Source organism: Pelosinus sp. sgz500959 (assembly GCF_042610375.1).
Taxonomy (GTDB): Bacteria; Bacillota; Negativicutes; order DSM-13327; family DSM-13327; genus CTSoil-075.
Genome location: NZ_JBGJZL010000005.1, coordinates 333,310 through 358,906, shown reverse-complemented (window position 1 = coordinate 358,906; position 25,597 = coordinate 333,310). Strand labels below are relative to the sequence as shown.

At 37.2% G+C, this 25,597-nt stretch carries 18 protein-coding genes and 1 riboswitch; of the genes, 2 read left to right on the top strand and 16 right to left on the bottom strand.

The window, feature by feature from the left end:
- Nucleotides 1-174: 174 nt before the first annotated feature.
- The 3 genes from ACAN52_RS10530 to fliB form a co-directional block, all read right to left on the bottom strand.
- Complete coding sequence (locus tag ACAN52_RS10530; protein WP_378954712.1) at nucleotides 175-1,203, bottom strand: HD-GYP domain-containing protein; 1,029 nt, start codon at nucleotides 1,201-1,203, stop codon at nucleotides 175-177.
- A gap of 60 nt (nucleotides 1,204-1,263) precedes the next feature.
- Nucleotides 1,264-5,157, bottom strand: coding sequence for a response regulator (locus tag ACAN52_RS10525; RefSeq protein ID WP_378954711.1), 3,894 nt, complete (start codon nucleotides 5,155-5,157; stop codon nucleotides 1,264-1,266).
- 115 nt (nucleotides 5,158-5,272) lie between these two features.
- Nucleotides 5,273-6,214: a flagellin lysine-N-methylase gene (gene fliB / locus ACAN52_RS10520; RefSeq protein ID WP_378954710.1), complete on the bottom strand. Its 942-nt coding sequence runs from the start codon at nucleotides 6,212-6,214 to the stop codon at nucleotides 5,273-5,275.
- A gap of 183 nt (nucleotides 6,215-6,397) precedes the next feature.
- Between fliB and ACAN52_RS10515 the strand changes: the two genes are divergently transcribed.
- Both ACAN52_RS10515 and ACAN52_RS10510 read left to right on the top strand, forming a co-directional pair.
- The gene (locus ACAN52_RS10515; RefSeq protein WP_378954709.1) at nucleotides 6,398-8,929 is read left to right on the top strand and encodes an ATP-binding protein; all 2,532 of its coding nucleotides are present in this window, start codon (nucleotides 6,398-6,400) and stop codon (nucleotides 8,927-8,929) included.
- On the top strand, nucleotides 8,913-10,028 hold the full coding sequence (locus ACAN52_RS10510; protein WP_378954708.1) for an HD-GYP domain-containing protein: 1,116 nt from the start codon (nucleotides 8,913-8,915) through the stop codon (nucleotides 10,026-10,028). The genes ACAN52_RS10515 and ACAN52_RS10510 overlap by 17 nt, the downstream gene beginning before the upstream one ends.
- 64 nt (nucleotides 10,029-10,092) lie before the next feature.
- Here the strand turns inward: ACAN52_RS10510 and thiM are convergent, their stop codons facing one another.
- From thiM to ACAN52_RS10445, 13 genes are all read right to left on the bottom strand, one after another.
- The gene (gene thiM, locus ACAN52_RS10505) at nucleotides 10,093-10,905 is read right to left on the bottom strand and encodes a hydroxyethylthiazole kinase (protein ID WP_378954707.1); all 813 of its coding nucleotides are present in this window, start codon (nucleotides 10,903-10,905) and stop codon (nucleotides 10,093-10,095) included.
- Nucleotides 10,884-12,095, bottom strand: coding sequence for a putative hydroxymethylpyrimidine transporter CytX (cytX, locus tag ACAN52_RS10500; protein WP_378954706.1), 1,212 nt, complete (start codon nucleotides 12,093-12,095; stop codon nucleotides 10,884-10,886). Before cytX ends, thiM begins: the two co-directional genes overlap by 22 nt.
- Nucleotides 12,088-12,897, bottom strand: coding sequence for a bifunctional hydroxymethylpyrimidine kinase/phosphomethylpyrimidine kinase (thiD, locus tag ACAN52_RS10495; RefSeq protein ID WP_378954705.1), 810 nt, complete (start codon nucleotides 12,895-12,897; stop codon nucleotides 12,088-12,090). The genes cytX and thiD overlap by 8 nt, the downstream gene beginning before the upstream one ends.
- Before the next feature lie 114 nt (nucleotides 12,898-13,011).
- Nucleotides 13,012-13,156, bottom strand: a riboswitch (TPP riboswitch).
- Complete coding sequence (locus ACAN52_RS10490) at nucleotides 13,128-13,604, bottom strand: chemotaxis protein CheX (RefSeq protein ID WP_378954703.1); 477 nt, start codon at nucleotides 13,602-13,604, stop codon at nucleotides 13,128-13,130. It overlaps the preceding riboswitch by 29 nt.
- 4 nt (nucleotides 13,605-13,608) lie before the next feature.
- Entirely contained in the window at nucleotides 13,609-13,983 is a 375-nt protein-coding gene (locus ACAN52_RS10485; RefSeq protein WP_378954702.1) for a response regulator, read from the bottom strand.
- Complete coding sequence (locus tag ACAN52_RS10480; RefSeq protein WP_378954701.1) at nucleotides 13,980-14,837, bottom strand: CheR family methyltransferase; 858 nt, start codon at nucleotides 14,835-14,837, stop codon at nucleotides 13,980-13,982. The genes ACAN52_RS10485 and ACAN52_RS10480 overlap by 4 nt, the downstream gene beginning before the upstream one ends.
- A gap of 13 nt (nucleotides 14,838-14,850) precedes the next feature.
- On the bottom strand, nucleotides 14,851-15,909 hold the full coding sequence (gene cheB, locus ACAN52_RS10475; RefSeq protein ID WP_378954700.1) for a chemotaxis-specific protein-glutamate methyltransferase CheB: 1,059 nt from the start codon (nucleotides 15,907-15,909) through the stop codon (nucleotides 14,851-14,853).
- Nucleotides 15,910-15,941: 32 nt separating this feature from the next.
- Entirely contained in the window at nucleotides 15,942-17,948 is a 2,007-nt protein-coding gene (locus ACAN52_RS10470; protein WP_378954699.1) for a methyl-accepting chemotaxis protein, read from the bottom strand.
- Nucleotides 17,949-17,951: 3 nt separating this feature from the next.
- Nucleotides 17,952-18,410, bottom strand: a complete 459-nt coding sequence (locus tag ACAN52_RS10465; protein WP_378954698.1) for a chemotaxis protein CheW — start codon at nucleotides 18,408-18,410, stop codon at nucleotides 17,952-17,954.
- Entirely contained in the window at nucleotides 18,407-21,373 is a 2,967-nt protein-coding gene (locus ACAN52_RS10460) for a chemotaxis protein CheW (protein ID WP_378954697.1), read from the bottom strand. Before ACAN52_RS10460 ends, ACAN52_RS10465 begins: the two co-directional genes overlap by 4 nt.
- Before the next feature lie 14 nt (nucleotides 21,374-21,387).
- Nucleotides 21,388-22,371 (bottom strand): diguanylate cyclase domain-containing protein, encoded by a 984-nt coding sequence (locus ACAN52_RS10455; RefSeq protein ID WP_378954696.1) that lies wholly within the window; start codon nucleotides 22,369-22,371, stop codon nucleotides 21,388-21,390.
- Nucleotides 22,372-22,717: 346 nt separating this feature from the next.
- Entirely contained in the window at nucleotides 22,718-24,424 is a 1,707-nt protein-coding gene (locus tag ACAN52_RS10450; RefSeq protein ID WP_378954695.1) for a DUF885 family protein, read from the bottom strand.
- Nucleotides 24,411-25,595 (bottom strand): aminotransferase class I/II-fold pyridoxal phosphate-dependent enzyme, encoded by a 1,185-nt coding sequence (locus ACAN52_RS10445; RefSeq protein WP_378954694.1) that lies wholly within the window; start codon nucleotides 25,593-25,595, stop codon nucleotides 24,411-24,413. The genes ACAN52_RS10450 and ACAN52_RS10445 overlap by 14 nt, the downstream gene beginning before the upstream one ends.
- Nucleotides 25,596-25,597: the final 2 nt, after the last annotated feature.

Here is a 25,597-nt window from a genome sequence, read left to right as displayed (position 1 = left end):
CTCTTTTATAAAAGAAATTGTGAAGACTATTATCAATAATTCTTCAATCCTTAGAAAATTCCTGCAATATGGATCATTCTGATGAAAATAATACTAATTTCTCTTTTTTTAGCTTATATTGGTAAAAAAGTTTGCTCCTTATGGACTAAGGAGCAAACTTTTTTTTGCTTATCGTTAATTTTCTTCAAACTTTTTTTTAATAGCAAGTATCTCAGGAAGTGCCTTCATAAAAGCAAGGACCAGTTGAGGATCAAAATGATGTCCACTTGAATTCTTGATTTCTTGAATGGCATCAACTTCAGACCATGCTTTTTTATAAGGACGATCACTTGTCAAAGCATCGAATACATCCGCTAGCATAACAATACGGCCGGGTAGCGGTATATCCTCACCAACCAATCCATTGGGATAGCCTGTGCCATCCCATTTTTCATGATGAGTCAACGCGACCTGCCGCGCCAGGGTCAATATATCTGAAGAATGCTTACCAATAATTTTAGCACCAATTATTGTATGAGTCTTCATAATTTCCCATTCATCTTTATCTAATTTACCAGGCTTTAACAAAATACGATCAGGTATGCCAATTTTACCAACATCGTGCATAGGAGCTGCCTGTAATAAAAGTTCAGCTTCTTCCAGATCCATTCCAGCATAGAGTGCAATCAATCGTGAATACTGGCTCATTCTTGAAATATGGGTTCCTGTTTCTTCATCTCGATATTCAGATGCGGCCCCCAGACAATGAATAATCTGAAGTCGAGTTTCATGGATCTCAGCAGTTCGTTCTTTGACTTTTTTCTCCAACACCCTATTTTGATCAAAAAGAGCTAAATGAGTCTTAACTCTTGCTTTTACAATGGATGGACTAACAGGTTTAGTAATATAATCAACAGCCCCTAACTCAAATCCCTTAGTTTCATCATTGACTTCATCCATGGCACTGACAAAAATTACAGGAATATGCCGAGTCGATGCATTACTCTTTAACTGACGACACACTTCATAACCATCCATCCCAGGCATCATAATATCGAGTAATATCAAATCTGGCGGCTGAGGTGCCATGGCAACTTTTAAAGCCATTACACCATTGGTTACCACTTTAACCTGATAGGTTGGACGTAATATCTCACTTAAAACATCAATGTTTGCAGGCACATCGTCAACAACTAAAATGACTTGTTTTTCAACCTGATCCACAATTATCACCTCTATCTGTATTGCATACATAATTCGCTATCATTATTAAAATCTCATTTTCTATTCTATCAGTTTGGCAACCTCATTAAGTTGATTGAGAGCCCCTTCAAAATCATAGTGATTCATTAGAGTTTGGATTTTTTTAAATTCAGTCTGATAAATAGATGCGATCGGTAAAATTTTTAACTTCTCAAAAACAACTGTCGCTTCCATATCATAATTAGTCAAATATCCTTGCAAGCTTTCCAATAGGATTTTATCCTCCTCAGAAATTGTAGGATGATCAAATTCTCTTTCCTTTAGCACTGAAGGAATTACATCGGGTGCACTGTCTTTAAACCATCGAATGGAGTCTAATACTTGAAGTAAATTTTTGTATAAATTCTCCATCTGCAAGGCCATCTTTTCATGCATTCCATCATTTGTATAATTTTCCATTTTTTGCACTTCATGATATAGATCATCAGCGCCAATCGTACCAGCTACACCTTTGAGCGTATGCAAACTCATTTTTAGCACTGCATGATCCCCTTCTTGCAAAGTTTTCTGAAGAACATCCACTGTCTTCTCATGATTTTCAAGAAATTGTACAAGCAGCTTACGATAGAGTTTTGTATTGCTACTAACTCGTGCCAAGCCAGCTTCCACATTAATGCCTGCTAACTGAGGAATAACAATAGGTGATTCCTCTTTCGTCCCTAAAAATTCCTTATTTTGCATTGGCTTTAATCGAACAGATTGTGGCTTAACCCATTTGTGAAGGGTATTGAACATTTGCTCGATGGCAATAGGCTTAAAAATAGAATCATTCATTCCCGCTGCAAGATATGCCTTTATTCGATCGACAACAACATCAGCAGTCATAGCGATAATGGGTAATTCATGCACGGGATGGTCACGTCGTATAATTTTGGTTGCTTCTAAACCATCCATTTCCGGCATCTGAATATCCATTAATACTCCATCAAACTCTATTTCTCTCACCAACTTCACAGCTTCCCGGCCATTTCTAGCAACAGTTACAATGATGTTTCGATCTTCCATGATTTCTCTTGCTACTTGTAAATTGATTTCATTATCCTCAACCAATAAGATTTTTACTCCTTGTAAGCTGTTCCATCCCTCTGGGTCTGAGAACATCCTTGGCAGAGAGCAAAGAGGTTGGCGATTGATTTTACCAAATAACTCCATCGCAGCATTAAACAACACGGATGGCGTAATCGGTTTAACTAAAAAGCCTTCTAAATTTAGCTCCTTCGCTTGTTGTCTGACATCATCACCACTATATGAAGTTACCAATATAATCGGTATCGTCGTCATTTGCATTTGTTCTCGTATGTACCGGGCTGTTTCAATCCCATTCATGTCAGGCATCAGCCAATCCATTAGGATTAGATCAAAAGGTTCTTCCTGTTCTTCTATCAATCGTCTAATGCCTTCTTCCCCCGAAGTTGCCAAAGATACTCGGAAAGTTAACCGCTCCAGCATTTCTTTAAAAGCTAAACAAGAACTCTCATTATCATCAATCACTAATACTTTGAGATCATGCAGGTCACTTTGGGAAAAACATTTTGCCTCTTCCTCACCATAAGAACCAAAGTGAGCTGTAAAAATAAACTCGCTCCCCTGGCCAGGCGAGCTTTTCACATGAATAGCTCCTCCCATCATTTCGACCAACTGTTTGCTAATCACTAGACCTAAACCAGTCCCTCCATATTTGCGTGTTGTCGATCCATCAGCTTGGGTAAAGGCATTAAATAAACGTTTTTTTTCTTCTTCTTTCATGCCAATCCCCGTGTCACGTACGATAAATTCCAGTTGAACTCGATTTGATCCTTCTGTTATCACTTTTACAAAAATAACAACCTCGCCTTGATTCGTGAATTTTAATGCATTACTTACAAGATTCAACAAAATCTGTTTCAAACGATGGGGATCGCCCATGAGACGCATGGGTACATTTTTAGCGACGTTCAATACCATTTCCAAACCTTTTTCCTCAGCTTTAGAATTTAGAATGGTGATGATATCTTCAAGTACTTCCCATAAATTAAACTGTATATTTTCCATATCCAGCTTCCCTGCTGAAAATTTAGAGAAATCAAGAATATCATTGATAATCCCCATCAATGATTGAGCAGAAACGGAAATTTTATGTAAATAGTCTTGTTGCTTAGGCATCAAATCAGTCTGTAATGCCAGATGTGTGAGTCCAATTACAGCATTCATTGGAGTGCGAATTTCATGGCTCATATTTGCCAAAAAATCACCTTTGGCTTTATTACTAAGCTCAGCTTCTACTTTGGCTTGTAACAACTCTTCCTCCATCTTCTTTTGCTCAGTAATATCTTCTTTAATAGCAATAAAATGGGTAATATGACCCGCGGCATCCATAATCGAAGAAATAGAAGCTCTCTCCCAATATCGGCTACCTTCCTTCGTTTTATTAAGAAAATCCCCTCTCCATATATTCCCTGATAAGATGGTTTCCCAAAGTTCTTGATAAAAAGAACGTGGTAAGGTTCCTGATTTTAATATTCTAGGATTTTTCCCGATCACTTCTTCTGGCTGATAATGAGTTTTTTCGCAAAATCTTGCATTTACATATTCAATTTTGCCTTTTCGATCTGTTATGACGACAGATACAGGACTTTGCTCTACAGCTTGAGAGAGTTTGCGTAATTCTTTATCTACCTTCCGGTGTTCAGTGATATCTTCGCCAGACGCAAGCAAACCAATGGGTTTACCTTTTTTATCATAAATTAAGACATTATGCCAAGCTATTAATTTCTCAGTACCATCTTTCAAACGGATTAGAGTTTCATAAAACTCTACAAGTTCAATTTCTTGATTCATCATTTGACGAAATTCAGTTTTTTTATTTTCTGCGTCTTCTTTGGAAACAACAGATGTAAACCAATTTTCCCCTATTAACTCTTCTTCACAATATCCAAGTAACCTATATCCTGCTTTATTAAGTAAATTTATATTTTCATCTTCATTAATAACGACAATGATAGACCCTGCAATATTAAGATATCGTTGAGCTTTTTCTTGTTCTGTCCGTAATGCTTCTTCTCCTTGTTTACGTTCAATGAGTAAGGCAAGTTGTTCACCAATTTGCTCAGCAAAGGTCAAGACATCATCACCAAGTTGCCCCATATGCTGAGCAAAAAATTCCAGAACAGCGACGACTTCTCCTTTCACAATAACAGGAAAAGCAAAACCAGCATTAATACCAAGAGAAATCGCTACTTTAGCACGAGGAAAATTAGAACTTTCAGCAATATTTTCAATGAGAATAGCTTTTTTTGCCTTCAATACCCTGCCTGGTAATCCTACTTCCAGCCCAAAACGCATTTCTTCCGTATGTTTTATAAAAGGTTGATAGGCATTTTGATCTTGCAAATACCACATACTGGCAGATACCATTTCCTCAGGATTTTCAAGAGAAATGACATGAACATGACCAATAGGCCATTGCATATTTTCTGCAATGCTGCGAATAGCGATTGATAAAACCTCATCCGGATTGTCATCAGCATTAGCTGCACTGGCAATTTTTTTTACCAGATGGGCACGCTCCTCACTACTACGCAGCAAACGATTGGCAACTTCTAGTTCTGCTGTCCGTTCTTCAACCAACTCTTGTAAGTGTTTGCGATATTGTTCTAATTCCTGTTCATTCTGTACACGTTTCATAAAACTGCGCGCTAATACATAGCTAACACTGACAACTCCAAAACATAATATAATCCATAAAATGACGAATGGTTCTACCATTACTTTTAAAATTTCATCATTTTGCAAAATATTAATGATCGTTCGTTTTTCATCTTTATAAAAACCACCGACAATTAATGTTACAATGCTAACCAAAGGTAAAAAGATCATTGCAAAAACTTTTAAAAAAAGTTTTTTATTTTTCTTTTTTTGCTTAATGATTGAATCCATATCTTAACACCTCATTACAGAATAAGAACAACTACGATTCAGATGAAGGTCAAACTCTAATTAAATCAAGTTTTTTAGTATTTAGCTTTCAATAAACCCCATTAAGCACTATCTTTTAAAATAGTGCTTTACGATTATGGCTATACTCAAATTCTATCTCCATAATAATCGCTACTGTAGATTCCAGATCCATAGCCGAATCTTTAGTACTTTCACGACCTTTTTCAATCCGATTCCAAATCGTAAGAAGTAATTCTCGCGTGCGCTGTAGTCCATAAATATAAAAAGGTTTCTTGAACATAAAATTAACAAAGAAATTTTCTAGTAAAATATCTGCTGATTTATCGATTAGCACTTCTTCACTAGTCATCTTAGCATCTAGTAGCTCATAATTATCATAAAAAATTTTATTTAATTGCTGACCTACTACATCATCTTGAGGCAACTCTTTAATTTTTTGAGCAGTTTCTATTATGATCTGCAAACGCTCGCTTATTTCTAAGCTCCGCGATTGCATAATATCGATAAAATGCTGTTCTATTTCAAAGTAATAACGTAAAGGATTGCTAGCAGATTGTTGTTGAGGATAAACATAAACTACATCATGGTTCGGTTCGATATGAATTGGTTGATGCTCTGAACGAATGATTCTCAATGGTTCCATACGGCTTGCTAATTTAATCACTGCAGGGCAGCTAAAACTAAGGGTCAATTCAGTACCGCGTGCCGTGTTCATTGGATAACGCGGATAAATCTGACACACATGATCAAGATGATCATGTCCTGCCTCTCTTTGTAAACGACAATGATGATCTTCTGCTAAAAACCAACAACCACCACTTGCTTTTTTCCTTATATAAGCATATTCATCTAATCCACTTTTTTCGGCAAGAGGTATAAAAATTTTCTCAAATTCTTCACCTCGATTAGTTGCCATGAATAAATTAGAATTTCGCTGATAACTTTCTTCATTGAGTGTAACTGACCACTCTTTGCGGCAACAAGAGCCACACATTTCACAAGAAAATGCCTTTACAATATCAAGATAAATATACATCAAATATTTCCACCCTAACTCTCTTTTATATCTATTTTTCTACATTCATTGCCATTATCCCTTCATCATTTTTTTCAATAGGATACATAAGAAATAATTAATAATTTGAATTATTCAGAGGAATTTATTGTGAGATGTCGAAATGATAATGTGATCAAATTTTAAGAAGGGACTCACAATCATTTGAATATACAATCTCGTGTGTCGATTTTACTATTTATTCTATTAATCAATATAATCACTATACAGCCAGCCAGTGCAACGATTCATAATTCAACAGAAATTCTTGTCCTCCATTCTTATAGCCCTGACTATGAATGGACGCAGACCATTCAATCTGGCATTGAAAGTGTCTTTAACCCACAAATTAATAGTTATCGGATGCGTATTGAATATATGGATGTTGGTCATAGTCCACAACTTTTGGACAGGAAACAGCTTCCTGAATTATACAAAGAAAAGTTTTCCAATTCTCATTTTCGTGTAATTATTGCATCGGACAACACAGCTTTGGATTTCTTGCGTCAGTATCGCGATGAGATTTTTCCTGGTGTACCTGTTGTATTTTGTGGGATCAATGGGTATGAGGAAAGTATGATTGAAGGACTTGACGGTTTTACTGGTATCGCAGAGGATAATGATTTCTTAGGACTTTTTACTATTATAGATAAATTAACATTCTCTCTCCAGCGAATTGTCATTTATGGTACCCCTGGGGATTCTTCCTATATTGCTAACGTGGGTCATATCAGAAAATTATTACTGGATTTTCATCCCAAGTATCAGATTGAATTTCGAGAATTTCCCAACTTAGATGGTTGTATTGAAGATGCAAAAAAACTCTCTCCATCTAGTGCAATTTTAATGGTGGGCAGTATGCATACTGCCGAAGGCGAAAGCATCAACTTACAACGTGCGAATGAAATTATGTCAGACTCCGTCAATATTCCGATTTATACAGCTTGGGACTTCGCTGTAAATCATGGAGCGATTGGCGGTCTTGTGATTAGTGGAGCTGATCAAGGTAAAATCGCTGCCGAAATTGCTCTTCGCATTCTTCACGGACAAGCCTTACCAACGATTGCGGTAAGTCGCAATGTAGGTAACATCTACATGTTTGACCATCATCAACTGACTCGCTTTGGCCTAAAAGCCACTCAACTTCCTCTAAATTCTTTGATCATAAATTCTCCTGATAAGACTTATAAAATCAATCGCACTATTATTTGGGTCGGTATTTGTTCTTTGGGCATCCTTTCCATTGCAGTTTTTTTCTTAATCAGAAATATGCAACGACGCAAAAAAGCTGAACACGCTCTCTTACAATCCCAAGAAAAATTTTCGAAAGCATTTACCCACTGTGCTGATATTGTAGGTATCGCCACATTAGCTGATGGGCGTTATCTTGAAGTAAGTGAAGCTTTTTTTGATACGTTTGGTTATACTCATGAAGAAGTCATTGGCAAAATATCCACTGGATGGAATTTGGGAGAGGAAGAATCTGATACCTTTCCTTTATGGCTGAGTATCACAGAACGTGATAAACTCTTTGAGAATTTAAATACTTATCGAATGTTTAGGAATTTAGAAACCTCTTGGTGTACTAAATCTGGCGAAGTTCGAATTGGTCTATATTCTGCTGAAGTTGTCGAGATCGGCGGCAATCCCTGTATTATTTATGCTTGGCATGATATTACAGCTCGAAAATGGGCAGAAGAGGCTTTACAACAAGCGCATGATAACTTAGAAACCAAAGTCGAACAACGCACTCACGAACTATTGTCACTCAATCAAGAGCTTATTGCCATGAATGAAGAATTACAACATACCAATCAAGAACTTGAAAATGAGATTACAGAACGGCAGCGAATTGAGAAAGAATTGTCTAACAGTAATCTGAAATTAACCGAAGCAATTAATGAGTTACAAAATATGCAAGATTATTTGGTGGAGTCAGCCAAAATGGCTGCTCTTGGAAATCTTGTCGCTGGCATTGCCCATGAAGTCAATACTCCTGTTGGAGTTGGGTTAACAGCGGCCTCCCACTTACAAGAACTAACAAATGAATTCAATAATTTATGTAAGCACGGCTCTCCTCGGCGTCATGATTTAATTAACTATCTCGATGAACTCCATGAAACTGCCACCATTATCGTAAATAACTTAGACCGTGCTGGCAAGCTCATTCAAAGTTTTAAGCAAGTTTCTGCTGATCAATCCAGTGAAATCAGTCGTGTATTTAACGTAAAAAACTATCTCGATGAAATTATTCTTAGCATACAACCTCAATTGAAAAAAACAAGCCATCAGATCACGATCGAATGTGATGAAAATCTTACTATGAATGGATTCCCTGGGGCCCTTTCACAAATTATAACGAATCTGATTATGAATTCGATCATCCATGCCTATAACCCCGGCACCCAAGGAAATATCAAAATTTTGGTCAAGACAAATGATAAACAAATTATCTTGCTTTATATAGACGACGGCAAAGGAATGGATAAAAATGTATTATCCAAAATATTTGATCCTTTTTATACGACCAAACGTGGTCATGGTGGAACAGGACTTGGATTACATATTGTATATAATATCGTAAAGCAACGCTTTAAAGGAACTATACTATGTGAAAGTCAACTTGGGCAGGGTACAAAATTCAAAATTTGCTTACCCTTCATAAAGGAGGATTTATCCAGTGGATTCATTAAATAGTTTTCTTTTTGAAGAAGATGAACTACAAATTCCTCTCCCAAAGGAAATTAAAACACGTTCACAGACAAACAATGGTTGGAAAATCCTCATTGTGGACGATGAAGAAGATGTACACACAGTAACACGTTTAGCCTTACGTCGATTAATCTTTGAAGAACGACCTATGGAGTTCTTAAGTGCCTATTCAGCTGCCGAGGCCAAAGTTCTCCTTCACATTCATTCTGACATTGCAGTCATATTACTTGATGTCGTCATGGAAGATGACAATGCAGGTCTGTCCTTAGCGAGTTATATCCGAAACGAACTTGCAAATACCATGGCACGTATCATTATTCGAACAGGTGCCCCTGGACAAGCTCCTGAGGAACATGTGATCATGGATTATGATATCAATGACTATCGTGAAAAAACGGAGCTCACTACACAACGTTTACGAACTGCAGTCATAACAGCCCTCCGTTCTTTCCGTGATCTTGCCTTAATTGATACCCTCAACCTTGAAATTGAAGAAACACAAAAAGAACTTGTCTTTGCCTTAGGTGAAATTGCAGAATCTCGTTCTGCTGAAACAGGTAATCATGTAAAACGAGTGGGTGAAATTGCTAAAATTTTAGCATCAAGTTATAAATTACCTGATTCAGAAACTGAAATCATACGTCTCGCCGCTTCTATGCATGATTTAGGTAAATTAGCAATTCATGATTCCATTCTAGCTAAACCTGGCTCTTTAACCTTAGAAGAATTTTCAATTATGAAAACACATTCTAAAATGGGTTATGAAATGCTCAGAGCCTCTAACAGACCTTTATTACAGACCGCTGCCATCATTGCCTACCAACACCATGAAAATTATGATGGAACAGGCTATCCCCAAGGCCTAAAAGGAAAAGAAATTCACTTATATAGCCGAATCGTTGCCATTGCAGATGTTTTTGATGCCTTAGGTAACCAGAGAATTTATAAGTTGCCATGGCCAAATCATAAAATTAAAGACTATATTCGTGAAGAGTCAGGTAAAAAATTTGATCCCCAAATTGTGAATTTATTTTTTAAAAATTTTGATACAATTTCATCAATCCGTGAAATGTTTCCAGATTAGAAAAATCCTGTAATACCAGTCTTTGTGAACTGGTATTACAGGATTTTTTTAAATCTGATAATTTTTAAGCTTTGCCAATCTTACCACATTGGATAAAAGATTCGCCAGCCATCATAGAGACTGCATCAAATAATCTCATTCTAAATGTCCCTACGCCATCAAGAGGTTGTAGAGAATGCTGCGCTACTTCACCAGCAATCCCCATTGTCATGATTCCTGCTGCGGCTCCTGTAAACCAATCATTTGCGGCACCACAGAAACAAGCAATCAAAGTTGTTGCCATACACCCTGTACCCGTTACTTGTGATAACATGGGATGTCCATTATCAATGCGAAGAATTCTGTCACCCTGAGCGATGATATCTTGTTTTCCTGTTATCGCAATAACAGATTGAAGCTTTTGGGAAAGTTCTTGAGCCACCGTTTCTCCCTCTTCTGTACTTGCCACAGAATCTACGCCTTTTATGGTTTCTTCCAACCCAGCGATAATTTTAATCTCTGACATATTGCCACGAATGACAGATGGGCAAACTTCGCGAATAATTTGCTGAGCTGTGACGGTGCGCAATCGAGTTGCACCTACCCCAACAGGATCAAAGATAATAGGAATCCCTTGTTGATGAGCCTTTTTCCCTGCCGCTAGCATGGATGCAATTGTACGAGAGTTTAGAGTCCCCATATTAATAACAAGAGCTGAAGCAAAACTTACCATTTCTTCCACTTCATCAATATCTTCTGCCATGACTGGCGATGCACCAATAGCCAATGCCATATTGGCACAATCGTTGACTGTCACATAATTAGTAATATGATGAATTAACGGTTTCTTCTCTTTTAATGCAACGAGATTATTGGCTATACTTTGTAAGATTTCCATTGTTTTGTATACCCCCATATGATTTTATAAAAGAGTGCTGTTACCAACATGACTGGGATGGTTGCACCGAGTACAAACTCCATTTGAATAAATTGATAATACAAGGCTACCCCCAGTCCCCAAACGCCAAAGGCTGACCAGTTAACAAGCAAATCTGATTGGACTTTTCGATTTTTAATAATAAAGTACTCTGTTAATAATATGGCAAACAAAGGAGCAAATACTGACCCAATCGCAATTAAGAAATTCTCATATTGTATAATATCTACCCATAATGCCAATAAAGTACCAATCATCGTCATGGCCAAAGCCACATATTTTTCATTTAATTTTGGAAAAATATTAGCAAAACTGACACCAGCTGAATATGCATCCAAGAAAGTTGTCGTTACAGTAGAAAGTATAACAATACCAAGTGCTGATAAACCTAAATTAGCGGCTAACATCATAGCTGAAGGTTCAGGATCTCCAGCTATAATCGCGGCTCCGAGTCCGATGGTATACATCCAAGAACTTCCTGCAAAGTAACCAAGCCCACTCCCTATCGCTGCACTCTTTTTATTTTTAGCAAATCGAGTATAGTCAGCAATCAGTGGCAACCAGGATAAAGGCATGATGACACTCAGTTCCAAAGCCTCACCAAAAGATAAGCCACCTACAGCAGGTTTACTAAAAACTGTATTATCTTGAAAAACGACAGTACTAAGCACTACAGTTACCCCAAATAAAAGAACAACAGCCACCATATTGGCTTTCTTTAGACCACCTTCTCGCCCAAGAGCGATCCATAAGACTACAAGTCCTCCAATTATTAGATTCCATAATTGAAGTCCATCCATTCCCCACATGACTTTACTAATTTCATTGGCTGAGTTCGCTGCTGAAATAATCATCACTGCCGTCCAGCCAACCAACTGTAAAACATTAAGTACCGAGAAAAGATAAGAACCATAGATACCAAAAGAAATACGAGTCGATACAATGGCCGGAATGCGTTCTTGGGTACCAATCATTCCAGCGAATACCAAAAGACTAGTCCCGACTAAATGGCCAATCAGAATAGCTGCTAATCCGCTCTGAAAGCCAAGAGGGGCTAAAAGCCCTCCTGTTAAAATTTCCGCAATGGATACGGCTGCGCCAAACCATAAGAAAAGATAATGATTAAAATTTAGCAAACTATTTTCACTCATTCGATAACATACCTGCCTTTTGATATAAATTGTAAAAATGATGCACTGGACCTACCCCTTTACCAATGGCAAATGAATGTTCAATAGCTGTGGTAATATATTCCTTGGCACGTGCAACGGCCTCATCAGCAGTCCATCCATTCGCCAAATTAGCAGCAATGGCAGCCGAAAGTGTGCAACCTGTACCATGGGTATTTTGGGTCTCAATACGCTTACTTTCTAAATAGTGATAACTCGTACCGTCGAATAAAATATCAGTCGCATCTCCAACTCGATGTCCACCCTTTAATAAGACATAGCTAGGCCCAAGGCGATGGATGATCGCCGCTGCTTCTTCCATTTCCTTCAGACTGTCGATTTTCATATGAGCAATTTCTTCTGCTTCCGGTATATTAGGCGTTACAATGGTAGCGAGTGGTAATAAATCTGTTAACAGAGCATCAACTGCATCTGGCTGTAATAAATAATAACCACTTTTTGATATCATCACTGGATCAATTACAATATTCTGTGGCTTATACTTGGCCAGTCCAGCAGCAATCGTCCGAATGGTTTCGGTCCGAGAAACCATCCCGATCTTTACTGCATCGACTTTAATATCGTCAAAAATAGCTGCGATTTGTTTTTCAATCACATGAATATCAATATCTTGCACTGCAAATACACCTTGAGTATTTTGTGCTGTTACCGCTGTAATGACACTCATGCCAAACACTCCATGGGCCGAAAAGGATTTCAAATCTGCCTGAATTCCTGCGCCGCCACTGGAATCTGAACCTGCTATTGTCAATACTTTCTTCATATCAATTCCCCCTTTATATTATAAGAAAAGACTTGGCTTGCTCCAAACCTTAGTACCCCTGCTTGGAATCAAAAAAATTAAAAGCTCATCCGTAAGGATGAGCTTTTGCAACAAACAAAACCTGATCACGATCCCTACGCTGGCATTATCCAGATCAGGTTAAAGGGTCATAATGGACTATTCTTTCCGATTCATCTTACCATACTTGAATTATATTCTCAACTATAGCTCTACAAATACGTAAGTCCCAAATATAATTCAGTCTCACCTGCAGTAAATTTCATATTTATTTTTGAAACTTCTTTTTTGTACACGATAAAATGATTCAAGCCCACAATCGTAAATGGTGGTGTTATCATATAGTGATTATTCGTACCTGCCAGTAAAGCTTTAGCTCGACCAGCAATCATATTCACCATCTCAGCAACCCCATCATACAGCTCATCATCAAGTAACTCAAGAGGACTATTTCCTGTCATATAAGAAACAATCATGGCGGCATGCTCTTTATTAAGAGTCAGATGCAACATGGCATTCCTGATCCCTTGAATAAACATGACCCCTGTAATATCACCGCTACTTGGCTGGCAGTTATCGATATTTTTAGTCACATGGCAAGTTTCCATACCAGCCATCATGCCAAATACATCAAAAACAGCTTGAGCTAAGCACTTTTGCAAAAAATCTTCTGCTACTTTGCGCTCCATAACCCTATACCCCTTCCCCAATACACTCAATAATTTTCTTAATTAATTCCTCTATACTAAAGGGCTTCACCATATAGTTGATAGCCCCAGCCTGAATGGCTTTTATAATATTTTCTTTTTCACTTTCTGTTGTAACCATCATCACTGGTAAATGTTTCAAGGATGGAGTTTCTTTTATCTTATGTAAAAAATCTAATCCATCCATGCCTGGCATATTCCAATCTAATAAAATTAATTTTATATTGTCGGTGGATTGCTCTAACATAGCAAGTGCCTCCATACCATCTCCTGCTTCTAACAATTCATAATCTAATAATTCTACACCATTGCGAATTATTTTCCGAATAATAGCTGAATCATCAACAGATAATATTTTCATCCTTTACCACCCCTTACTCTATAAAAAACGGTATTTTTATACTGCTTGACATCATAATCTTCCTTATAGTCAAAAAACACTTCCGAATTACCTAAAATCAAAATTCCATCTTGTACTAAAGAGAAGGATATTTTCTTGAAAATCTCTTTTTTAAAGCTCTCAGAAAAATAAATAGCAACATATCTGCAAAATACCAAATCAAATTTACCAAAATTACTAAAACTTTTTTGCAGATTAAACTGAACAAACTGAACAGCATTTTTTATTTTTTCATCTAACGCCCAAGTCCTTCCTTCTTGCCTAAAATAACGATCACGATAACTAGGATCAAGTCCACGGGCCATAGAAATACTATCATATTTACCTCTTTTAGCCATTTGCAATACAGTACTTGATATATCCGTCGCCAAGATCTCAAAATGTCCTAATGTAATATCCTTAATTCCATGTCGCTCTAAATACGTATCAATACACATAGCAATAGAGTAAGGTTCTTGACCTGTAGAACATGCAGCGCTCCAAATTCTAACTCGAAAGCGTTTACCTTGTCTAATCTCTTGTATATAACGTTCTAATAAAGTCTCCGTCATGAATTCCCATGGAGTTTTTTCTCTAAACCAGAGAGTTTCATTCGTTGTTAATGCATCAATAACATCCTCAGCTAAGGCTTTATTTTTTTGTTGACTAAGCATTTGATATAATTCTTCAAAACTTTCCAAGCTAAATTTAACGAGAAATTTTGACAGTCGACTTTCAATTAAATAAGCTTTATCATCTCGAATACTAATACCACATTGTTCTTCTATATATTTTTGAAATAGTATAAAATCATCTGAGGATAAATTCCCATTCATCAATATAACCACCTTACTTTTCACTCAATGTCTGTATTCGCTCTCCTATAGATCCCAAATCAACGCTCTCATCAGCAAGTCCAGCCTCAACCACAGAAGACGGCATACCATATACAACACATGTACTTTCGCTTTGGGTAATGCAATAACAATTACATGTTTTTTTCATTTCCATTACCCCCATCTTACCATCCCGCCCCATACCAGTTAAGATAATAGCCAATACATTTTTTCCTTTGCACGCTTGAGCAACGGATTGAAATAATACGTCGGCTGAAGGACGTAGACCATTGACATAAGCTTCATCTTTTAGATCTACAATCAACTTATTACCAATTCCATTTTTGACCATCATATGTTTTCCACCAGGTGCAATTAAAACCTGAGCAGCACTAATCAAGTCGCCCTGCTGAGCTTCCGTTACCTGTATATCACATTTTTGATTTAACATACTCGCTAAAATTTTTGTGAAATCTTTGGGCATATGTTGCACAATCAGGATCGGTTTCTTAAAATGGGGAGGTAATTTGACTAAAACCGACTCCAATGCATCGGGACCTCCCGTTGATGCAGCGATCACAATCAAATCCAATTCTCCTGATCTAATTTTGGGCTGTACTCCTACTGTTTCATTACTGAGTGTCAAGGATGGTGTAACTCCAATTTTTTTCACCTGAATCGCTAAAAAAAGCGCTTGTAAAGTTTTACCCAAAATTTCAATATTTCTTTCGATATTACCGTCTTGAGGTTTCATGATAAAGTCAAAAGCACCATGTTTTAGCGCCTGTAATGTATGAGTTGCACTCTCTGGTCCCTCACTACTAATCATAATCACAAAAGTATCACTATATAATTTTTTTATTATAGCTAATACTTCTAAACCGTCCATACCAGGCATAACCACATCTAAAAGAACAACATCAAAAGACTGTTGTTTTAGATAATCTAAAGCAATCTCACCATTCGAAGCAGTTTGTGTGGCAACGGCGATCTCTGTATGATTGACTGTCGCTGACAAGATTTTACGATAAACGATTGTATCATCAACAACTAGCACTTTTAATTTTCCCACTTGCTACACCACCAATCTAGTATCATCTAGAACTATACTTTAAATCGTTTGGCTAACCCCTCTAGTTTAGTCGAAACCTCAACAAGTTCATCAGCTGCTCGACTTGCTTCAGCCCCTTTAATTGCAGTATTATTAGACGCTTTATTAATTTCATTCATACTGCGCGATATTTCTTCGATATTTACGGCAATTTCCTGAGAATTTTTAGAAGCAGCATCCATACGAACAGATGCCCTCTCAATATTTTTTGCTACATCTCCTGCTGCAATTGATAATTCACTAACCGAACGAGCGATATCTCTCACACCTTGATTCGTTTCCACGGCGCTGCGCGATACATCCCGAGATTTTTCCGCAATATCCCCAATTTCATTTGTAATTAATTTTACTTGCTGAGCAGCTGCAATAACAGATGTAGACATATCACCAACAACAGCTGATTGCTCCGTTACGGATGCTGCAATATTATTAGTATTTTCGTTTATTGTTTGAATCACTTCTGTAATTCCCGCTACAGCTTTTACAGCATCTGCCATTTCCTCTTGCATCGTCTCAATTTGACTTGCAATTTCATCTGTTGCTCCTGCAGTCTGTTTCGCCAGTTCTTTCACTTCGCTAGCGACAACAGCAAAACCTCTGCCTGCATCTCCTGCCCCTGCTGCTTCGATGGCTGCATTGAGAGCCAGCATATTTGTCTGATCAGCGATATCATTAATTAAATTGACAATCCGCCCTATTTTCTTTGATAACTCGCTCAATTTTCCAATAATAAGACTTGTTTCTTTAGCCCTCAAATTTGCATCTTTCGCTACATTAATTGACCCTTCACAATTCTTACTGACTTCATTCAAAGCAATATTAATTTCTTTAACTGCAATCACTACATTTGACACAGAACCCGAAACATCCTGAGCTGAATTCGAGACGACATTAATCCCTCCTGATATCTGCTCAACTAAAAGACTGACTTGCGCCAAATTGACGGATGCCTGCTCTGATGCTGTTGCCAAATTGTGAATGGTCGCTGAAATTTCCTCTGTTGCAACAGATATGGTATTTATATTCCCACTCGTTTCCAGTACTGCATTAGCAGCATTCTTGACTCCGAGAGTAATACTCCCCGTGGCATCACTAGCCCCCCCAACCACAGCACTCATTTCTTCACTGTTCGCTGCTACTGTTTCCGCAACAGCTAGCATGCTACTAGAAGAATTATTTAAAATGACTGTAGTATCATGAATTTCTTTTGTCATTTGCCGCATAACATGAATCACTTGATTGAAAGATTTCATGAGTTGCCCCATTTCATCTGTTGAATTTACTTTCCCTTGTATAGTAAGATCTCCTAGTTCAACTTCAGCCATCAACGCTTGTAATTTTTTCACTGGACTGGTAATTTGCCGCGTCATAAAATCAGCTAATACAATCGCAATTAAAATACCAGCTACAATTAGGATCAACATATTGCGAATCGCATTTTTAACCATTAAGCCATTACTTTCTGATTTTTTCCTAGCATCTTCTGTTTTTAAGTCCATTAATTTATCAATACTCGTACTCATATCTATGGCTAGTTGGTTACCAGCGTTAAGAGATATGGTATGTGCTTTTTCATTTTCACCACTTAATACCAGACGTAAAAATTCTTCACGTGCTCGAATCCATTTTACTTTAATTGCTTGCATTTTGTTAAACTCTTGGCGAAGTTCTTCAGAATGAATACTTTTTTCAAAGATTTTCAAACTTTTCTCCATATCGGCATCAAGTTCACGGATATTTACAATATATTGATCAATTTTTTCTTTATCTTTTTCCATTGTTGCTTGTCCAAGGTTAACGCGTATGCGATGAAAATCCATAGCAGCTCCTCCAAGCTCACTGAGCGGGGTTGTATTAACCTCATATAATTCTTTATCAACGACTTCTATATCTTGAATACTTTTAATACCAACAATGCCAATCAAACCAGCAACGATGACAAGTATTAAAAAACTCATTCCAAGTTTTTTTGCTATTTTTAAATTATGCAACCAATTCATTCACTAAACTCCCCTTTCTATCGGATAACTTGCTTCTGTTTGAATAATCGCTGAAAGATCAAGAATTAATAGAATTTCATCCTCAAGCTTAACCACCTCATGGATAAATTTTTTCTCAAAATCAGCAATATTCGCGGGTACAACTTCACACATATCTGGAGTAACGTCAATCACGTCACCTCGTTTATCAATAAAAAAGCCAACTTGGTCAGGATCATCACTTCGACTCTTTAAAATAATACAATGACTATTCATTCTTTCACCGATCTGTTTGAAATGTAATATTTGCGCCAAATCAAGCAGTGTAACAACCTGACCGCGTAGATTCAATAAACCGATAATATGAGCCGCGGCTCCCGGTATTGCAGTATAAGAAATATTCCGATTAATTTCTTTGGCAGCTTTAATATCAATACCACAAAGAGTGCCACACAAATAAAATGTCAATACTCTTCCTGTCAATGTGTTTTTCCTCCCTTGAGGCCTTGCAAATTCATTATTTTTTCTAGCAAGTGATCCCGATTAAATTTACATTCATATGCATCAAAACCAGTTTCCAGTATTAACTTTTCCTGTTCTTGCTTCACCATTGATGGTGTTAGCCCAATAATAGGTAATAAAGAAAGTTGTTCATCACTTCTCATTGTTTTCATGAGTGTTGTTCCATCCATAACTGGCAGATTCATATCAATGAGTACAATATCAATTTTGTGCTTTCTTACAATACCCAAGCCATCCTTACCATTTGTGGCAATGATCACACGATAACCGGCTTGTTCCAAATATTGTTTTTCCATTTCTGCATAAAAAGGCGTATCCTCAATGACTAATACGGTTCTACCTTGACCGCTAACTTCCCTTTGTGTGATTCCATCGAGAGACTCAGACTCAACCACATCAAATAATTCGTATAAATTTAGCAGTAAAACAAGGCTTTCATTCAATATCACTGAACCGAAAATACCCTTTTCTTTAAACTGTTTACGATCAACTTCTAACTCTACATCCACTGTATCTTGAATTTTTTCTACAATAATTCCCATAGGATTCTTTACCATCTTGGGTATAATCACATAGACTTTTTTTCCTTCAGTTTGCGCTTTTGATATGGGTAAATGATCAGAGAGTCGGATTAACCGCAAAGCCTGCCCGCGAAAATCCATATATTCTCGATTTCCAACCCTTTGAATTTTCTGTACATCAAGTTCATCAACCCGAGCAATCATAGCTAAATGCAATCCAAAAATTTCTGATCCCGAACAGGTAAATAATAATAGACGCTGCGGTTCTCTCACACTACGGTAGTCCATTCCATTCTTTGTTGTCATCCCTTGAATATGTTCTTCTGCAAGTACCAACTTAGCGATCGTCCCGATATTTTCAATATCGAGAACCATAGCGACCTTACCATCACCTAAGATCGTCAATCCAGAATACCCCTTTGTTCCCTTTAAATATCGAGGCAATGGCTTGACCAATATTTCTTCTTGCTCATGAATCTCATCAACAAGTAATCCAAATACTTTCCCATTATTTTTTAGTATTAAAACTCGAGTAATCTTATGATTCAGCCTCTCTTCAATTGGCAATGCAAAAATATCAGCTAAATGAATGACAGGCACCAATTTATCTCTCAAGCGCAATACTTGATGGCCTTGAATCATTTCAATTTTTCGCAACTGCCCTGGTACAATACGCACGATTTCTTGCACATGTACTTGTGGCAATACAAAGTTTTGCTCCGCAACGCTAACAATAAGAGAGGGTATAATTGCCAATGTAAGCGGCAGAATAAGGCGAAAAGTAGTACCTTTCCCAAGAACTGTATAGACTTCAATTGTTCCACCTAATTTTTCAATATTAGATTTGGCAACATCAAGTCCTACACCCCGACCTGAAATATCAGTGACTCCCTCTGCAGTTGAAAAACCAGGTAAAAAAATCATATTTCGGAGTTCATGTTCACTCATATAACTAATCTGTTCTACAGTGAGCAAGCCTCGTTCTAAGGCTTTTGCTTTGATTTTGCTCAAATCAATTCCAGCACCATCATCGATAATATCAATGACCACATGCCCCCCCTCATGATATGCCTTTATCATGACTTCTGCAATGGGAGGCTTTCCTGCTTTGCTACGAATAACAGAGGTTTCAATACCATGATCAAGAGCATTCCTGAGCAAGTGAGTCAGAGGATCAGAAAGTCCTTCAATCACTGACTTATCCATTTCTACAGCCTTACCTTCAATGCGAAGATTAATACTTTTACCCATAGTTTTTGCTAGTTCCCTTACAATGCGCGGCATCGCATTAAATAAGTTGGCTAAAGTCTGCATTCGAGTCCGCATAATTTTTTCCTGTAACTCAGTTGTAACAGCATCAATATTTTGCAGCACTGAATCGATTCCTACAATTTCTCCCTCATGTTGATCAATAATTCTAACTAAGCGATTACGGGAAAGTACCATTTCCCCTGATAGATGAACTAATTTATTAAGTAGTGCAACACTAACACGAATACTTTCTTCTTCTTTATCATGATGTTTTTGTTTTTTTTCACTTCCTGGAAGTATCAACTCTTCCTTAGGGACTAACAGTTCCTCTTCTTGTGAACTTTCCCCTTGTTCTCCATCGGATAATATTTTAAAAAGTTCCTTTTCTTCTATGTCATCATTAAGTTGGAATAAATTCGTTTCAGCAATATCAAGACTCATGAGAACAAGTTCCTTTGCCAAAACAGTACTGAATAAAAATACCAATTGGCTTTGAACCGTTCTCCTATCCCTATAACAACTTATCACTGTACCAATCGAGGCAATCCCTTGAAAAAAATTCTTTCGATTTGTTTCTATTTCACTGTGATCAACATTCAAGATCAACTGATATAATTTATGTCCTCGTTTTAATAAGTCAATTACCTGTTTTTTATAAGTTTCACTATTATTGCTTCTTCCGATTTTAACCTGCAATGAATCTTTAACTGTTACCTTTAAGGAATGCATCTGAGCAACTAATTGTTTATTTTGATCAATGCCTTCATTGGCTGAGCTAAGCTCAGTTAACTGCTTTACATCAGAAGTAATATCTATATTTTCACTTTCAGCAATATTACCTAACATTTCACCGAGTCTATCATTCGCCATTAATAAAGCATCAATAATAATTGAATTAATTTTTATTTCATTATTTCTTACTTTCCCTAATAAATTTTCCATACTATGAGACAATGTAACAATTTTATGCAAACCAAAAAATCCAGCTGTTCCTTTAATGCTATGAGCGGAGCGAAAAAGTACATTAATGAGAGCTGAATCGCCCTCTCCTTGTTCCATCTCCAAAAGGGTAGCTTCTATTTTTTCAACATGAGTTTTTCCTTCTACTGCAAATTCTTGAATCAATGTCCCATCGTTTAATATCTCTAACACCTTAACACCTCTTCCTAACTCGATAGGGCAACCCACTGATTCCGTCCGCCATGTTTAGCTTGATAGAGGGCTTTATCTGCAGCTTCAATTAAAGCTTTCTGAGAATGCTTAGGCTCTGGCACCATTGTTGCAATACCCAAGCTGATCGTCACATAGGGGCTAATTTCAGATGCACTATGGACAATTCTAAGGTCTTCTACTCGTTGTCGCAAACACTCTGCAACAGCTTGTCCCCCTAAACTATCCGTATTTCGTAAAGCAATGACAAATTCTTCACCACCATACCGTGCAACTAAATCCCCACTGCGCGTTGTTGTATCATTTAATATACCAGCAACTTTTTGCAAACAATCATCACCGGCTTGATGACCATAGGTATCATTATAAAGTTTAAAAAAATCCACATCAATCATCAATAAGGTTAATGGTTCTGTACGCCGCATGGCATACCCCCACTCTCGGGCTAAGTAATCATCTAAACTCCGACGATTAGGTACTCCGGTCAGCTCATCGAGCATCGATAAAACACGTAATTTTTCATTTGTTGTGTGTAATTCTTTTAAAATATTTTCCATTACTTTCGTTGTCGCTTGTAATGCCAAATTACGTTGTTCTAAATCATATTTATATTTTAAAATACGTCGCGCAACAGAAAGACGACTGCTTAATTCTCTTGGATCCACTGGCTTACTCAAAAAATCGTCAGCACCAGCACCAAATCCTATAACCAAATCTTCCATCTCACTCTTAGCTGTCAACATAATAACATGAGCATGGGTAGCTTTTTCGCTTTCTTTTACTTTTTTACATAGAGCGACACCATCCATACCAACCATAATCCAATCGACGAGTAATATGACAGGTTCATCAATGCTTTGAAGAATTTCCCATGCGTCTTCACCATTTGTGGCAAGTATAACCTCATAACCCCATTCCTTGGTCATCGCTTCAAGGATGGTTTGGACAATTTTCTCATCATCAACAATTAACAATTTCACGCGCTTTCACCTTCTTCACAAACTTATACAATACACATATTTCTTCTACATTGAATTACCAGTGTCGAACTATTCTATCATTCGACAAAAGCTAGTATTATCCTACTTTATTACTATTTATAATGTAGTAAAGATTCTCAAAACAATCAAAAATGAAACCTAAATAAGGTTTCAATTATCTATGCACATTTTTATTCTACTTAACTATTACTCTTCTAGTAAACTCGAAATTCCCCTGCCATAAGATCGATAATTCGACAATTCGTGCAAAAAAGTAGACCTGAACACATTTTTCTAAAATGCTTCAGACCTACTTCTCACAGAATAAGAAAGTACCGTATTTTCTTTATGATAACATCTGTTTATGTTCAAATACTCGACGTAAAAAAGTCAATGGCATATTCCCTGATTCTAAATAGACTTTATGAAATACTTTATCAAATTCAATTCCCTCTAATCGACCTTTCTGCGCTTTGATTAAATCATTTTTTAAAGCCCATACCAATTTATTTCCGGTAAGATAAGAAAGAGGGTATCCACGTTCTTGAGAATACCAATTTAACTCTGCCTCAACTCTACCTGCAACAAAACCAGTGACTTTTTCTAATAATTTACCAGCATTAACAAAAGGGTCTGTCGATGATAGGTCAACATCAATACCTACATCAAGATATTTTTTTTCACCTGTCATAAAATATAAATCAATGGCTACTCGCGCACCAATTCGAGAGATGTCACGTTTTGCGATAAAACGTGCTTCATCAGCCAACTGATCCATGTATCCGATGTCAAGCATATAATCTTCTAACATTGTTGTCCAGCCTTCAGCGTGTTCCATTGCATTACAATGACGACGCACCACAGATGGTTGGTTGCAAGCTGTTGATAATTGCAGATGATGTCCTGGAATCCCTTCATGAATCATCATGGACGGAATCGAAAGTTCTGTATGTTCATCAAGTAATTCTTCACTTAAGGTCAAATAAACAATACTCTTCTTTATCCCTGCTCTAAAGGGTGGTGGTGAAACCATCGCCCCAGCCGGAATAGAAGGGGCCATAAAAGAAGGTGTTTGAATGATTAACATACTTTGCTCGGCAAAAATAGGGAATAAATCTCGTTCTTGCAGATAATGAGAAATTTTATCCCGTTCCAAGGTATAACGTGTGATCACGTCGCTGAGCGTACCTGTATTTTCTAATTTTATTTTATATTTTTTGTTTAAAAAATTCTGTACATCTTCTACACTGCTATTTTGAGGCAATTGATATTTATTCACTATTTTCAGACGTAACTCTTCAATTTCTCTCGAAACATCATTTAAAAACTCTGTAGCCATTTCATGAAGGTCATCGATTGATTGCTCAATGCCCCGTAATTTAATAAGTTTTGCTGCTTGTTCTTTACCAATAAATAAATGATTAGTCGTTGGCATAGCTTGCAATTTTGTACGATAACTTACCAATGCTACTTCCGCTTCTTCCTTCGCAACAGCAAGTCGATCTAACTGAGAATAGTTTTCTTCCTGGCCCCAATTATAGATGGTATCAAATAATTCAGGTAAACCTGTTATTTTTTCAATATCCATATCAACCCAACGTTGCACTGGTACATCAAGTCTCTTGAGTAATTTTTCTAAATACTGAGGTACTTTTTCTAAGCGAGCAGTCATATTATCCAGTCGCTCAATAGATGATCTAGGATCATTGATAAACATAAGAAATAGCCCATCACTGATATCATCACCAGCTGTTGGTTTTTGCTGCAGTTGTATTCTTTCATTAAAAGTATAGCTATGGCTATAGATTTCGAACTCTACTTGAAGTATTGCTAAATCCAAATCCAGCATCTCATCAAATTCTAAAATTCCTCGTGGAAAGCTCCGAAGTTCTGCCAGTAGTTTTTTTCCTTCTTCAATTGTAAATTGAATTCCCTCTATACTAGGATCAGGTAAATCATCTAAATGTCGATTGACACCTAGACTAACGCACGCATTAGCATCTCGGGTAAAATAGTCATGAAACTTTTGGATTAACTCGTTATATTCTATCATGTAAATCATCCTTTAACCACTGTTTAATACGATCAACAGCCTCTCTTAAACGTTCCTCTGATTGTACTAAAGCAATTCTAATAAACCCTTCACCCCACTCACCAAAAGCATTGCCCGGGATGACAACTACCCCTGTATGATTGAGCAAATCAATGGTAAATTCAAGGGAACTTTGTCCCGTAGGAACTTTTGCCCAGATATACATAGAAGCTTTAGGACGTTCGACATGCCACCCTATCGCATTAAAACCATCTACGATCACATCTCGACGTCGTTGATACGTTGCAGCCGTTTCTTTTACACAATCTTGTGGTCCCGTCAATGCCGCAATCGCTGCTGATTGCAATGGTGCAAAGATACCATAATCAAAATTTGACTTTAAACGCTCTAATAAAGAGATCACCTGAGGATTACCCACAATATAACCGACGCGGCAACCGCACATATTGTAAGTTTTGGATAAAGAGTTAAATTCTACACCAACATCTTTAGCCCCTGGAATACTGAGAAAACTATCTGGTCGATAGTCATCAAAAACTAATTCACTATACGCAAAGTCATGGCATACTACAAAATCATAACGTTTCGCCAAAGCAACGACTTCTTCAAAAAACTCCCGTGTTGCCGTCGCAGCCAAGGGATTATTAGGATAGTTTAAAATCATAAGTTTAGTTTTCATCAGTACAGATTCATCAATCGCAGTCAAATCTGGAAGATAATGATTGATAGGCAAAAGAGGCATCGAATGCAATTCTGCACCTGCCATTAGAGGACCAGCACTAAATATAGGGTACCCTGGATCAGGAATTAATACAACATCTCCAGGGTTTATTAAACATAAACTAATATGTGCTAATCCTTCTTGAGAACCAAGTAAAGAAAGAACTTCTGTCTCTGGTTCGAGTTTCACATCAAATTTTTCTCCATACCAATCAGCAATGGCCGATAATAATTCACTTTTTCCTTTAGACAACGTATAACCATAATTACGGTCGCAACTAATTTCTTTTTTTAAGGCATCAATAATATGAGGTGCTGGCGCTAAGTCTGGACTTCCAATGGATAATTGTATGACATCCTGTCCTGAGGCCATAGCCTTTTTTTGCAAATCTGCAATCTGAGAAAAAATAGCTGCTGTTAACCCCGTCATGCGTTCGGCTTGCTTTATCATAG